This window comes from Bacillus sp. MM09(2025), assembly GCF_050496725.1.
Taxonomy (GTDB): domain Bacteria; phylum Bacillota; class Bacilli; order Bacillales; family Bacillaceae; genus Bacillus; species Bacillus pumilus.
On record NZ_JBNWEN010000001.1, the window covers coordinates 489,519 to 503,765 of the forward strand.

Annotated in this window: 15 protein-coding genes and 1 pseudogene; 13 read left to right on the forward strand and 3 right to left on the reverse strand. The window is 38.9% G+C overall.

Translation table 11 applies throughout. The annotated features are described in order from the left end of the window. The first annotated feature begins 229 nt into the window (after window positions 1-229). The 10 genes from spoVK to ACQYAC_RS02545 all read left to right on the forward strand — a co-directional run bounded on the left by spoVK (window position 230) and on the right by ACQYAC_RS02545 (window position 9,772). Window positions 230-1,189 carry a stage V sporulation protein K gene (gene spoVK / locus ACQYAC_RS02500; protein WP_003211912.1) on the forward strand — a complete coding sequence of 320 codons (960 nt, stop codon included), beginning with the start codon at window positions 230-232 and terminating at the stop codon, window positions 1,187-1,189. A gap of 121 nt (window positions 1,190-1,310) precedes the next feature. Then, complete coding sequence (hflX, locus tag ACQYAC_RS02505; protein WP_426972903.1) at window positions 1,311-2,573, forward strand: GTPase HflX; 1,263 nt, start codon at window positions 1,311-1,313, stop codon at window positions 2,571-2,573. A gap of 18 nt (window positions 2,574-2,591) precedes the next feature. Further along, window positions 2,592-3,872 carry an aminotransferase class I/II-fold pyridoxal phosphate-dependent enzyme gene (locus ACQYAC_RS02510; RefSeq protein WP_426972901.1) on the forward strand — a complete coding sequence of 427 codons (1,281 nt, stop codon included), beginning with the start codon at window positions 2,592-2,594 and terminating at the stop codon, window positions 3,870-3,872. A gap of 90 nt (window positions 3,873-3,962) precedes the next feature. Then, window positions 3,963-4,373, forward strand: a complete 411-nt coding sequence (locus ACQYAC_RS02515) for a MerR family transcriptional regulator (RefSeq protein ID WP_003211674.1) — start codon at window positions 3,963-3,965, stop codon at window positions 4,371-4,373. 59 nt (window positions 4,374-4,432) lie between these two features. Beyond that, window positions 4,433-5,767, forward strand: coding sequence for a type I glutamate--ammonia ligase (gene glnA / locus ACQYAC_RS02520; RefSeq protein WP_058013910.1), 1,335 nt, complete (start codon window positions 4,433-4,435; stop codon window positions 5,765-5,767). A gap of 50 nt (window positions 5,768-5,817) precedes the next feature. Beyond that, the gene (locus tag ACQYAC_RS02525; protein ID WP_081042300.1) at window positions 5,818-5,967 is read left to right on the forward strand and encodes a peptidoglycan-binding domain-containing protein; all 150 of its coding nucleotides are present in this window, start codon (window positions 5,818-5,820) and stop codon (window positions 5,965-5,967) included. Window positions 5,968-6,313: 346 nt separating this feature from the next. Then, window positions 6,314-8,191 (forward strand): ribonuclease YeeF family protein, encoded by a 1,878-nt coding sequence (locus tag ACQYAC_RS02530; RefSeq protein ID WP_427128372.1) that lies wholly within the window; start codon window positions 6,314-6,316, stop codon window positions 8,189-8,191. A 12-nt stretch (window positions 8,192-8,203) separates the two neighbouring features. Further along, window positions 8,204-8,578: an immunity 22 family protein gene (locus tag ACQYAC_RS02535; protein WP_061407899.1), complete on the forward strand. Its 375-nt coding sequence runs from the start codon at window positions 8,204-8,206 to the stop codon at window positions 8,576-8,578. Window positions 8,579-8,741: 163 nt separating this feature from the next. Further along, a complete protein-coding gene (locus ACQYAC_RS02540; RefSeq protein WP_429942648.1) occupies window positions 8,742-9,299 on the forward strand; it encodes a DNA/RNA non-specific endonuclease in 558 nt (185 codons plus the stop codon). Beyond that, complete coding sequence (locus ACQYAC_RS02545; protein ID WP_429942649.1) at window positions 9,299-9,772, forward strand: antitoxin YezG family protein; 474 nt, start codon at window positions 9,299-9,301, stop codon at window positions 9,770-9,772. The genes ACQYAC_RS02540 and ACQYAC_RS02545 overlap by 1 nt, the downstream gene beginning before the upstream one ends. 269 nt (window positions 9,773-10,041) lie before the next feature. On the opposite strand, the gene ACQYAC_RS02550 is transcribed toward ACQYAC_RS02545, so the two are convergent. Continuing rightward, entirely contained in the window at window positions 10,042-10,503 is a 462-nt protein-coding gene (locus ACQYAC_RS02550) for a macro domain-containing protein (RefSeq protein WP_061407906.1), read from the reverse strand. A 202-nt stretch (window positions 10,504-10,705) separates the two neighbouring features. Between ACQYAC_RS02550 and ACQYAC_RS02555 the strand changes: the two genes are divergently transcribed. Both ACQYAC_RS02555 and ACQYAC_RS02560 read left to right on the forward strand, forming a co-directional pair. Then, window positions 10,706-11,248, forward strand: a complete 543-nt coding sequence (locus tag ACQYAC_RS02555) for a GNAT family N-acetyltransferase (protein ID WP_427128369.1) — start codon at window positions 10,706-10,708, stop codon at window positions 11,246-11,248. Window positions 11,249-11,388: 140 nt separating this feature from the next. After that, window positions 11,389-11,970 (forward strand): undecaprenyl-diphosphatase, encoded by a 582-nt coding sequence (locus tag ACQYAC_RS02560; RefSeq protein ID WP_429942650.1) that lies wholly within the window; start codon window positions 11,389-11,391, stop codon window positions 11,968-11,970. Window positions 11,971-12,022: 52 nt separating this feature from the next. Here ACQYAC_RS02560 and ACQYAC_RS02565 read toward each other — a convergent pair whose 3' ends face one another. Beyond that, the gene (locus ACQYAC_RS02565) at window positions 12,023-12,394 is read right to left on the reverse strand and encodes an iron chaperone (RefSeq protein ID WP_058015688.1); all 372 of its coding nucleotides are present in this window, start codon (window positions 12,392-12,394) and stop codon (window positions 12,023-12,025) included. Window positions 12,395-12,878: 484 nt separating this feature from the next. Next, window positions 12,879-13,124, reverse strand: coding sequence for a hypothetical protein (locus ACQYAC_RS02570; protein ID WP_034660753.1), 246 nt, complete (start codon window positions 13,122-13,124; stop codon window positions 12,879-12,881). A gap of 652 nt (window positions 13,125-13,776) precedes the next feature. Here ACQYAC_RS02570 and ACQYAC_RS02575 point away from each other — a divergent pair. Next, window positions 13,777-14,106 (forward strand): annotated as a pseudogene (locus ACQYAC_RS02575) (BclA C-terminal domain-containing protein). Window positions 14,107-14,247 lie beyond the last annotated feature (141 nt).

Consider the following 14,247-nt stretch of genomic DNA (forward strand, 5'->3'; position numbering starts at 1 on the left):
GTGATGAGAAAGCTACATTTTTCTAAGAAAAAACAAATTGTTGGTTTGTCCGCCTAAATGGGATGAATACAATGGAAATAGCACATCATTTCCTGGGAAACCGCAGAAATCCCTACAATATTCGGTATCTCGGGTCATTTTGACAGCAAACTTGGGCTTAAGCGGGCGATTGTCACGATTACAGCTCCACCCGAATAGAATAAAGAGAGAAGAGCGAGAGGTGAATACGTTGGAGCGAGCTGTCACATATAAAAACAACGGCCAAATCAATATTATACTTAACGGACAAAAGCAAGTATTGGTTGATGCAGATTCAGAGGCAGAATACCTAGAAGCCTTGCAGAAAAATGAGGCAAAACACAGCATCTTACGGGAAATAGAACGTGAAATGAACAGCCTTGTCGGTATGGATGAAATGAAACGAAACATAAAAGAAATTTATGCTTGGATCTTTGTCAATCAAAAAAGGCAGGAACAAGGGTTAAAGGTAGGTAAACAAGCGCTTCATATGATGTTCAAAGGGAATCCAGGCACAGGGAAAACAACGGTTGCAAGGCTTGTCGGGAAACTTTTCTTTGAAATGAATGTCCTTTCAAAGGGTCACTTAATTGAAGCGGAACGCGGAGATCTAGTCGGGGAGTACATCGGTCATACTGCTCAAAAAACAAGAGACTTAATTAAAAAATCACTAGGCGGCATTTTGTTCATCGACGAAGCCTATTCTCTTGCCCGTGGAGGCGAAAAGGATTTTGGGAAAGAAGCGATTGATACCCTAGTAAAGCATATGGAGGACAAACAGCACGAATTCATTCTTATTCTTGCTGGCTACTCCAAGGAAATGGATCATTTTCTATCATTAAACCCCGGGCTGCAATCCAGATTTCCAATCAATATCAGCTTTCCTGATTATACCGTCGATCAGCTCATGGACATTGCCAAACGAATGATGGCTGACAGAGAATATATATTTACTCAAGAAGCTGAATGGAAACTGCGAGATTACTTAATGCACATTAAAAGCACCACGAGTCCTGCAAAATTCAGCAACGGCCGCTTTGTGCGAAACACGATTGAAAAGGCCATTCGGACCCAAGCCATGAGACTCCTGCTTGTGGATCATTATGATAAAAAAGATTTGCTGACGATTAAAAGTCACGATCTCCAAATGAAAGAGGATACGCCTACTTAAAATGGCGTATCCTTTTTATAAAGAGATACTAAAATAAACCATCCGAATAGTGGTATACGTGTGATGTGTTTGGTATGATGGTACTACTGAAAACTTAAGTACAGAAAGGAAACAACTGACGTTGAATGAACATGAAATGACAGAAAAAGCGATCCTTGTCGGCTGTCAATTGCCGCATGTCACGGATGAACGCTTTCAATACTCAATGGAAGAATTAGCTTCCTTAACCAAAACGGCTGGCGGTGAAGCTGTCAGCGTAATGACGCAGAAGAGAAATAGACAAGACAGCGCAACATATATAGGTAAAGGGAAAGTGGAAGAGCTTGAAATGCTTTGTGAGGAATTCGAATGTGATGTCATTATTTTTAACGACGAACTGTCTCCAAGTCAGCTAAAAGCTTTGGCAACTGCCTTAGATGTGAAAATTATCGATCGGACACAATTGATATTAGACATCTTTGCAAAAAGAGCCCGGACAAGAGAGGGGAAGCTGCAAATAGAGCTTGCCCAGCTTCAGTATGCCTTGCCGAGACTAAGCGGACAAGGGATCAGCCTCTCAAGACAAGGTGGCGGAATTGGCGCAAGAGGTCCAGGTGAAACAAAACTTGAAACAGATAGACGCCATATTCGAAACCGTATTCACGAAATTAACGGGCAATTATCTACAGTCAAAGAACACCGGACAAGATACCGGGAACGCCGGAAGAAAAATGGTGTGTTCCAAATTGCCATTGTTGGGTATACGAATGCCGGAAAATCTACTTTGTTTAACCAATTAACAGATGCAGATAGTCATGAAGAGGATCTGCTGTTTGCGACCCTTGACCCAATGACACGTAAGATGACATTAGCATCTGGCTATAGTGTGCTGATTTCAGACACCGTTGGTTTTATCCAAGACCTCCCAACAACACTCATTGCGGCATTTCGTTCCACTCTTGAAGAAGTGAAGGAAGCTGATTATTTGCTTCACGTCATTGATTCTTCTAATGAGGATTACGAAGGACACGAACGAACGGTTCATGAGTTATTAGAAGAACTAGAAGCAGACCGTATACCGATGCTGACGGTTTATAACAAAGAAGATCAAATCAGACCGGATTTCATCCCATCTTCAAAGCATCGTCATCTTTTAATCAGTGCGAGACGCGAAGAAGATATAAAGCGATTAAAAGCGGATATTATGGCAGAACTGAAACAAAACTTTTTAAAACCATATCATGTGAAGATTCCAGCGTATGAAGGAAAGCTCATCTCCGCATTAAAATCAGAAACGCTCGTGGAATCACTAGAATTTCAAAAAGAAGCAGAACTTTATGACATCACCGGGTTTAGCGGTGAGGAGCAGACCATATTAGGTCAAATCAAGAAGTATATGTTGTAAGAAAGGAATTAAATCAAGATGTTTCATACATTAAAACACGGCAGTATTTTAGAAAAAGTAGCAGCAGAAACAGAACAAGAGATTTTACACATGCATCAACAAATTGATCAAAAGAGTGAACAAAATGAGTGGCGGGTGCTTGAAAGCTACCGAAAGCATAGAGTCAGTGACTCTCACTTTAACCCGACAACTGGATATGGCTACGATGATATGGGAAGAGACACGCTAGAAAAAATTTATGCGGATGTCTTCGGAGGAGAAAGCGGCCTTGTGCGTCCACAGATCATTTCCGGCACACATGCGATTTCCATTGCATTATTCGGTGTGCTGAGACCTGGCGATGAATTGATCTATATGACGGGAAAACCATACGATACGCTAGAAGAAATTGTAGGAATTCGCGGCAAAGAAGGGACAGGCTCATTAAAAGACTTCCAGATTGATTACAAGGCCATTGATTTAAGGCAAGATGGATCCGTTGATTATGACAAAGTAAAAGAGTCGATCTCCTCTAAAACAAAAATGATCGGCATTCAGCGTTCGAAAGGCTATGCGTCAAGACCTTCCTTTACAATAGAAGAAATCGAGCGAATGATTTCATTTGTAAAAGAGATCAATGAAGAAATTATTGTGTTTGTGGACAACTGTTATGGTGAATTTACTGAATTGCAAGAGCCGTGTCATGTGGGAGCGGATCTTATGGCGGGTTCCCTTATTAAAAACCCAGGCGGCGGGCTTGCCAAAACAGGCGGTTACATCGTTGGAAAAGAAAAATGGGTAGAAGCTTGCTCTTATCGAATGACATCTCCGGGCATCGGCAGTGAAGCGGGTGCCTCGCTTTATGCGCTTCAGGAGATGTATCAAGGATTTTTCTTAGCACCGCATGTTGTGGCGCAAAGCTTAAAAGGTGCAGTGTTCACGGCTCGTTTTCTTGAGAAGCTCGGATTCCAAACGAACCCAGCGTGGAATGCGAAAAGAACGGATTTAATTCAATCTGTCGAATTTGGAGATCCTAAAAAGATGATTGCATTCTGCCAAGCGATTCAATATGCATCTCCGATCAACAGTCACGTCACGCCGCATGCAAGCTATATGCCGGGATACGAGGATGATGTCATTATGGCAGCGGGCACCTTCGTCCAAGGAGCTAGTATCGAATTGTCAGCCGATGGACCGATCAGACCGCCTTATACAGCCTACGTTCAAGGCGGACTCACATATGCCCATGTGAAAAATGCGATTTGTAGTGCTGTAGATGCCTTATTGGAACAAGGTTTCATCGACATACCTGCTCAATAAAAAAACCATGTTAATATTCCTAACATGTTGTTGACACATAATATAACATGACATATAATAAATTTAAGCAAAGAGGAGGAGACAGTTGAGATGAGTGATAACATTCGCCGCTCAATGCCTTTATTCCCAATTGGGATTGTCATGCAGCTAACAGAATTATCTGCAAGGCAAATTCGCTATTATGAGGAAAATGGATTAGTATTTCCAGCAAGAAGTGATGGGAATCGCCGATTATTTTCTTTTCATGATGTTGATAAATTACTAGAAATTAAAAACCTCATCGAACAAGGTGTAAACATGGCAGGAATCAAAAAACTTTTTGCCAAAGCTGAGGCAGAACATCCAGCGTCTGATGCAAAGACCGAGGAGAAAACCACAGCGAAGCACAACTTGACAGATGATGAACTCAGGAAGCTACTGAAGAAGGAACTCATTCAGGCTGGACGTTTCCAACAAGGAACGACCTTTAGGCAGGGGGATATGTCAAGGTTCTTCCGTTAACCAATTAGCAAAAGCATTGCTATACAATTTTACCTTTTGTAGGGGAGGAGTTTTACGAAATGGCAAAATACACAAGAGAAGATATCGTAAAATTAGTAAATGAGGAAAACGTAAAGTACATCCGTCTGCAATTTACAGACATTCTCGGAACGATTAAAAATGTTGAGATTCCTGTGAGCCAGTTAGAAAAAGCTCTCGATAACAAATGTATGTTTGACGGTTCATCTATTGAAGGCTTCGTACGTATCGAAGAATCAGATATGTATCTATACCCAGATCTCAACACATTTGTTATTTTCCCTTGGACAGCTGAAAAAGGTAAAGTTGCACGCTTTATTTGTGACATTTACAAGCCGGACGGGACGCCATTTGATGGAGACCCGCGTAATAACTTAAAGCGTGTTTTAAAGGAAATGGAAGACCTAGGATTTAGTGATTTCAACCTTGGACCTGAGCCAGAATTCTTCTTATTTAAATTAGATGAAAAAGGCGAGCCAACGCTTGAACTAAACGATAAAGGTGGATACTTTGACCTTGCACCAACAGATCTAGGTGAAAACTGCCGCCGTGATATCGTGCTTGAGCTTGAAGAAATGGGCTTTGAAATTGAAGCGTCTCACCACGAAGTAGCACCTGGACAGCATGAAATTGACTTCAAATATGCAGGAGCCATCCGTTCTTGTGATGATATTCAAACATTCAAACTTGTTGTTAAAACGATTGCGAGAAAACACGGACTTCATGCGACATTCATGCCAAAACCATTGTTCGGTGTAAACGGATCTGGTATGCACTGTAACCTATCATTATTCAAAAATGGCAAAAACGCATTCTTTGATGAAAAAGCAGATTTACAATTAAGCGAGACGGCTAGACACTTTATCGCAGGTATCGTTAAGCATGCAACTAGCTTTACAGCAGTCACAAACCCAACGGTAAACTCTTACAAGCGTCTTGTACCTGGTTATGAAGCACCTTGCTACGTGGCATGGAGTGCACAAAACCGTAGCCCATTAATCCGTATCCCTGCATCACGCGGCATCAGCACACGTGTAGAAGTGCGCAGCGTAGACCCATCTGCAAACCCATACCTTGCACTAAGCGTATTACTTGCAGCAGGTCTTGACGGAATCAAAAACAAACTAGACGCACCAGCACCAATCGACAGAAACATCTATGTCATGGACAAAGAAGAGCGTCTTGAAAACGGCATCTCTGATCTGCCTGCAACACTTGCAGAAGCACTTGAGCTGCTCAAGTCAAACGAAGTTATGGTCAACGCACTAGGCGATCACTTATTCGAGCACTTCATCGAATCAAAAGAAATCGAATGGGATATGTTCCGCACCCAAGTACACCCATGGGAACGCGATCAATATATGTCTCAGTATTAATCAAGAAATCCCTTGGAGCCATTGGCTTCAGGGGGTTTTTATTTTTGTGGGTGTTTCCTTTGACAAAGGGCGCTGGAGTAAAAGAATTGCAGGAAGCCCTGACTACTGTGTATTACTACCTAGATAAAGGCACAAAAAATAACGGTATTGACGGCTACTATGGTCCAGTGACAAAAGCAGCTCTTCAAAACGCATTGTGATAAAAATGAAGCAGACCTCTCTTTCAAGAGAGGTCTGTTTCTATAAGCAAGTTGATGTGGCGAAATATTTAGAGGAGAGAGCCTTACTCGCAAGCCAGTTTGTAGGAAAAGGAGTGAATTAATTGAAGAAGTCGGTTTTTATTACATTTTCACTAGCTGTGATAGCTCTAGGTACACTTTTCTTTACAAACGGTTTGACTCAACCTCTACATGATGATGTCCAAACAGTTGCATCAAGAGGTAGCTCTGGAGGATAATTGGTTAAATAACGATAAAGTGGATTAAAGTGTCAAGCTCCTTATGGTATTCTAGTAAAAGAATATTCCATAAAAGGAGTCTTTTTTATATGAAAATATTAGATGCTCCATCTTTACTTTCAGCTGTCGAACAGAGGTCAAAGGCCTATCATGAGCTTCAAGAAGAGATGAAACTTGTGAAAAAAGCATTAAAAGGTGTATCGGGATTAGGTGATGGGTTTACTGGAAAAGGTGCAGATAATATCAAAGCTTTTTATAATGATCTTGCACTATACACAGACACTTATCTTGATTTTATCGATATGCAAAAGGCTTTTTTAGATGGAGTGAAAGGAAAGCTGGATGATGAATCATTAGGCGGGAGTACATTTATTGATGAACACTTCCTAGATGCTCAATTGAAGCAAGGCATTCAGAACAATAAAGATATGGTCAAGGAACAAAAAGAAGCTCTATCAACGATTTTTGACGATATTAGTGATTTGATTGAATTACAGACATTTTCCAGCAAAAAAGTAGACGAGCATTTAGATGATGCGAACAAAAAAAGAAAAGATGCAATTGAGGCTATACATACATTAGATCATGTTCTAAAAACAGAGTACGAAAAATCAGAAGCCATTGAGAAACATCTTGCTACTTTTTATACAAAAATGATGGCTGCTACAGGAAAAGGTAAGAACGCTCAGCCCATGTATTATGATGCAAAAGCATTTCACGAGACAGATGTGTACAAGAATCATGATAAAATTGATGCACAGGTGAAAGCTTACATAAAAGTGAAAAAAGAAGAAAAAGAGAAACGAAGAATCAAAGAATTGAAAGAAAAGCTCAATGATCCTTCGTGTATATCAGTAGAGAAATACTTTGAGATTGTAGACGAAATTGGATATGAAAATCTTTCTTACGATCAAAAATTGTATTACAGCCAGCTTCTCCAGATCAAAGCGCAGGAAGAAGCATCAGAGGTATTCGTTGACAGTGTAAAAGGTGCTGCAGTTGGTCTATATGATGTGGCAAAAGATACAGTGGTTGGCATCTATGATCTTGTAACAGACCCTGGGGGTGCCGTTGAATCGGTCGTAACAGCTGTTTCACACCCAATTGAAACATCGAAGGCGATTGGAAAAGCCATTTCAGACTCATTCGAAAAAGAAGTCATAGATGGTGATGCGTATTCACGGTCACACTGGTTCGCCTATGCGACTGGTTCACTAGCAGAAATTGTCTTTGGTTCTAAAGGGACAGGAGCCATCACAAAAACGGGAACAACAGCGGCGAAAACTACAGTGAAGAAAGGGCTTGAACAAGGAGCAAAATCAATCGATAACGTCACCATTCCAAATCTATTGCCATATTCACCAAAGTTTCAACTAGCAGGTGGAGGGAAACTGCCTTATAATGTGTTTGATGGTGAGAATATCAAAAATAAGCTTCTCTCCATGGCGAAGCGACTAGACAATTCAGAAGGTAATGGAGGTCATTTGACCTCATCTAATAAAGGATATAAGGGTATAGACAATGCTAATGATATAACCAAATTAACTGTCGATGATATACCAACTGCAAAAAGTGGGAACTTTAATAAATTTTTCAATTCCCTTACAAGTAAAGAACTAGACGAACTTTGGAAAGATAAAAGAATTAGAAAGAAAATTGAACGTCAGCTTAGAGAACCTGGAGGTTTACATGAGTGGCACTTAGTTTCAAGAGCGCCGCAATTTAAGCATTGGAATATTAGTGCTGAAGAGATTAAAGATTTACGAACAGCAATAACTGATGTTAAATTCGTCAATCCAAACGGTGTTCATGGTGGATTAGGCTCAACTAAGGCACATAATGAATTGTTAGCAATAATAGATACTTCTAGCGACTATGATACATTTGTAAGACGACTTAATAATTGGGCTAATTATAGACTAGAGGGTGGGGTTTCATCTTTACCGGAAGGTCTTAAATTAAAGTAGGAGGATATTAAAATGGAAAAAAAAGGATGGGTTTCTATTTGGCTAGGTACTATTAAAGAAGGGGACTCTATAGAAGAGTATGTAGATTTAAAGTATGATGAGGATGGCGAGTCTGTACCTTCCAAATTTTTCATTGATTTTAATATTGATATGGATGAAACAGATGAGGATACAATAGAAAAAGCAGTCTATAAGAATAGTAGTAGTGATATTTCATCATTATTAGATGGGTGTTCGTATGAAGAGATTGTCATCCCAAAAATCCAGAAAAGTATAAACCTAAAGAAATCATATAACGCAGTAATTTTAATATATAATTTTGAATATAACAATGAAATTAGTTCAACTGGTGCTTTTGATTTTATTGCTACTACAAATTATGAATAAGAGAACCCTTAAAGGTTCTGATTAGCAAGACTACAGGCAAAGAGATTGATATAATGTAATTTATGTGAAACCTTGATTGGCAAAGTGCCTTTCAAGGTTTTTTTATTGAAGAGATACCTAGTGACGAATGAACTATTTATTACTTACAGAATAGAGATAATCTTTGCAATCCCAATCTGATGTTTTAACAAAATACTTATTACGTACAACACCTTTAAATTGTATGCCCTATTTAATGAATTTCTTAAAATTGTCATATACTACCATTTTTGTTCCCGAATATTTTACCATCCCTTTCTCCCTGCCTTTTAAATTTTTCTCAACTTTTACGAACGATCACTATGGACGGATTGCTAAATTCGAAGCAAGTGATTTAAAATACGGAGAGATCAAAAGAAACCAGTACGCTCAGTCAAATTCAGGAAATCCGGATCGATTACTAGATGATGACGGAGGTCATTTAATCGCGACTATTTTTAAAGGTTCCGGGGATATTGATAATCTAGTTCCGATGAATGGAAATTTAAATAAAGGTGAATGGAAAAAGCTTGAGAATGCATGGGCTGATGCTCTTCAAAATGGTGATCAGGTTAAAGTAAAGATAACACCTAACTATAAAGCTGATTCTCTACGTCCAGAAACTTTTGATATTAAGTATAAAATTGGTGAGGATGAATGGGAAATCAGACGATTCGATAATGTGTATGGAGGGAAAAAATAATGAATGAAGAAGAACTAGAATATGTATACAAACAGATAGTTGATATTGTAGTTAAGACAATACCTGTCAATTGGATAAAGGTGTATTTATATGGTGAGGTAGTTGAAGGTTCACAGATTGCTTACTTTTATTTTTTACCTGAGGAAAATGATGATCAGCCGATATATAGTCATGAGATCACTGAATTGTTTGAAGTGAGTGAACATGAATACAGAGAAAGATGGCATCAATTAGTTGACTGTATCCAAGAACTTAGGAGAGCGTTTGAACAAAGTGGTCAAGAGCCTTGGACAAATTTCACAATGATATTTAATGAAACCGGACATTTCAATATAGAATTTAATTATGATGATCTTTCGAATACAAAACCTCATGAAAGAAAAACCATTTGGAAATATAATCATCTAGGTATTATACCTAAAAGTAATTCTGGTAAAAAACATTTAGAAAAATACCTTTCTACATTGGAGTAACTTTTGAATTTTTAAGATGTTATAAAATTTCACTTTGATAGATTATAGAAAAAAAACTAGAGAACTATTGAGAGCACTATTCCATGCGGAAATGGTGCTCTAATAACTCCTTTTATTCAATAGCAAAAAAGACACATGTTACGACAAAATAAAAATATTGATTGTGATTGGAATCAATTGTTATTGATTAGCATGTCAAAGAAACCGATCAACGAAAGCAAAAAGATCGAAAAACAAATTTCCCTTCTAATTACATTTTTCATTTCCCTCTATCTAAACCGATAAACCGTCACTTCACAATCACCTAGTACCTCTTCAATCATCTCTTCAACAATCATCCAATCGCCGCCAGCCAATCCGCAGCCGATTCCATATGGAATGGCGATGGACGTTTGGTTTTTCTCCTCAGGTGATTGTGTCACTGTATCCTTTAAGTGTTGAAAGCAGCTGCGTAAGGCATCGTAGTCTGTTTGCTGTCTTGTTCTTCCGTATCTAGCTTGGGCAAATAAGTTGGCAATTGTTTTTCCGTCTTTTGTTGGGATGAGTTGAACGGAGCTTAACAAGTCATCTCCTTGTTCTGTACATAATTGTTTATAATCTTTGTACACATTCGGATATTTGCTTTTGATCTGTTTCGCTAATCCAGCGCCCATGACTCCTTTACAGTTCACCTGGTGACAGATGATGTCTTCGCTTGCCTCTAAAATGTTGCCATCCACCGTTTTGATCATATGATGTAACCCCTTTTTGATAAAATGCAAACCTATGTTCTATTATAACAGTTGTGATCATGATATTTAAGAGCCAAAATGCTTTTGATGGGTTTATTTAAAGACACTTCAACATGATCTGATTGTCAAAGTTGATACATGTCATCTAGAATATGGAGAGACTGCAAACGCGAAATCAAGCAGAAACAGTGAGGGGTACAATATGAATCTATTAGAAACGAACCGGTTAATGATTAGACCGTTTTGCGATGAAGATGCGGCAGGAATGCTAGAGTACTTGGCTCATCCAAGAGTCAATTGTTTTCTTGATGATCGAATCTCTACATTGGAGGAAGCGGCTGCTAAGGTGCAAAAGAGAAAAGAAGATTATTCATATGTAGCAGTTTGTTTAAAAGAAAGTGGGCAGGTTATTGGTGAATTGTTTCATTTAAAAGAAGAGCCTGATACGTATTCAATTGGATGGAATTTTAATGCAGCGTATGAAGGAAAGGGATATGCACGAGAGAGTGCTGAGGCATTATTGTCCTATTTATTTGTAGAAAAGGCAGCAAGGCGGCTTTATGCCTATGTAGAAGATGATAATGTCCGTTCACAGGCATTATGTGAGCGACTAGGCATGCGGAGAGAAGGGCTTTTTCTTGAGTTTATTTCATTTACTACATATGAGGATGGCACCCCTAAATATGAAAACACGTACCAATATGCTTTACTAAAAAAGGAATGGGAGCAGCATCACTCTCTATAGAGCAGTAAGTGAATAATCTTCAGTGACAGCAAAGTGACAAACATGTCATATGATTCCATGGTTTGTTCGTTCAATCGATGGAGGAGTCATCTTATTTCATTTATCCTTGTCATAAATCGAGGAAAAAGGGATGAAATGAGATGCAGGGATATAATGAAGATTTATTTAGGTGGGTGAATCAGCTCAGTATCGATCATGGTTATTTGAATCCGATATTCATTGGACTAGCTGAATATACTGTGCTGTTAGCAGCACTCACGTGTCTGTTCATATGGTTTCAAAATCGAAGTAGAACCAATAGGGGCATGGTTGTATCTGCTGGACTTACTTTCATATTGGCAGAGTTAATGGGAAAAATTGCAGGTATTTTTTATTCCAACCAGCAGCCCTTTGCCGAAATGAGTCATGTCAATCTTTTGATTCAAAAGGAAGTGAATAACTCTTTTCCGAGTGATCATACCATCTTTATTTTTTCTGTTTGTCTGATCTTTTGGCTTTTTCACAAACGCCATGTTTATTGGCTGTTCATAGCGTGCGCCGTTGGTTTTTCAAGAATTTGGGTAGGTGTCCATTATCCATTTGATGTCTTAGCAGGTGCTGTCATAGCGTGTTTAACAGCGGTCGCTGTTGTCTATTTGCCGATATGCCAAAGGAGCGTGAATGCCATTTTGGCATGTTATGAGTGGCTTGAACAGAACGTTGTAAGGAAGAGAACAAAATAACATGTTGCAGCAAAATGCCCCGATCTGTTTATGGCTCAGATCGGGGTGCTTTTTATTTTCGCCAAAACGTTGAACAATCCGCTTTGTCTTCGATATTAAATTCAATGATTTTCTTTAGGAGAGGATAATCAACTGGCAAGCTTTCCTTCATGCGAAACATCTTTTTTCCATGATCGTAACCCGCTTGTACAATGTCAGCTGAAAAGTGATCAATTCCTTTACCTTCTGGTGCGACAGAAATGTGATGTTTTGCCACGCTAAACCCAATAATAAATGTGCCATGGTCTGTGAACATCGGCTGATTCCAAGCAATTCTTGGCTCTAGTTGAGGGAATGTGTCTAAAATCCATTGTAAAATGTCTTGCGTGCGCTGCTTCAGCTCTGGATTACCAATGTTGCTTACATACTCTTCAAACACATGCATGATATTTTATCCTCCCATTCCATCTACCTCATAAGCCTCAGACGGGATTCGAACCCGCACTCCTTTCGTAAGCATAGGCTAGGGGCAACACGCTTCCCTACGGAATTTCACCTGCCTCAGCTCGTGTGCTTTTCGGTGCTTCTGAAACCCTTGCCTTGCGACCCGCCAGCTACAATTTGTTTTACGGCGCTCTTCCCTTCTAGAGCTACTGAGGCGCGGAAGTTATCGTTCATATGATATATAGTAAAATGCTAATAGGGTTATTGTAAAGAAAAATCTAAAGGAAGAGATGATCCTCAAAATAACCATTAAAAGATAAATAATGAATTCAGTATGAGTGAATGATTGCATACATGTTTAAAAAAGACTTACCTAAACCTAGCTTACCCTCTCAATGAGGTTTTATATAAAGCTCCAGTTTAGAAGAATTTTTTACTTTATAGTAAAAAACGACCCCAAAATTGGAAGTCGTTTTGTGAATGTTTTATTTTGAAACAAAGCATTTTCCGTTAGATAATACTTCGCATTTCACAAGGAAATAACTGTTGCTACTTGTCCAAACTTGAGTGTAACTGACCCCATTTTGTTTAATTAATACATAGTCCCACTGATCAGGATAAGCATCTCTGACCCACTCTAACGGAGCAGCACTTGCAGTATTCATAGAAAATAACATTGTGGCTGAAAAGGCGATAGATAATACAGCTTTTTTTAATGTTGATTTTTTCAAACAAAACAACTCCTTAATACGAATTAACCTATTATTTGTAAATAGGTTAATTCAATAGTATCAAAGAGAAAGAGTATTTTGTGTCGAAATTTGTAAAAACACCTTAAATTTACCTATTTTATAAGGTGATTATTTTCATCATTTATGAATAACCTGTTAACTCCTTTATAGGCGTCTTGATTTGGCGTTGTTTTTCGCGGAACATGACGGAAAACAGATTTTAATATCGTATAATGCAATAGACTGTTAACAATTTCTAAATGTGACTTTTCGTTCAGTACATTTTGTGATTAGTTCCATGGTGTCTCTTCCAGCTCCTGCTCTTAGACGAATCGCACAAAATAGTCATAGGCTCATATGATAAAAGACCATATGGTTTGTATACAGCATTGAATTGGGCTGATGGAAAGTGACAAACCTGTTGATGAGTAAACTGAAAGAGATCAATATTCATACAAAAAATGAAGGCTTTACTCACAAATGTCCAATAAGTTCTCCTTTATTTGCCCATCATGGAAGATGGGGAACCTTTCTACTCATGGGTGTTCTTTGATAGAAGTGTCCAACAGGAATAACCGATCCTGCACAATTGTAACCGCTAACTCAATGTACGCCTCCAGTACTTGTTGTCTTAGGCGGGACAGCGGTTTCTTTGCCTAATAATCAGAGCTTAGATGGTTTTACGGCAAGTGGTGGAAATACGATTTTTACAGTGCCAGTATCGGGTTGCTATTTCATCGCATATTAAGTGAACACAAACGCAGCGCTGCTTGCTGGAACAAGGCTGATTAACAGCGGATCTGCCGTTGCTGGTTCTATATTAACACCCGCTTTATCGGCATCTACCTACAATGTATCACTCATTACAACACTTGTAGCAGGTAACCAAATTTCTCTCCAAATTTTCGGTTTAGTCGCAACAGTGGTGTTACTTGGTGGAGGGTCTGTTGGAGCGGCACTTACCATCATACGATTGGAATAAGAACTAAAAGCCCCAAAAAGGGCTTTTTTTATTTCATCACGAGGGTGACTGGTTACTTTAAAATCGAAAAAAGGCGGAATTTTTACGCAAACTTCATTGACTAGAAGAAAGAAACGCATTTTCAAAGGAAACGGTTATTGA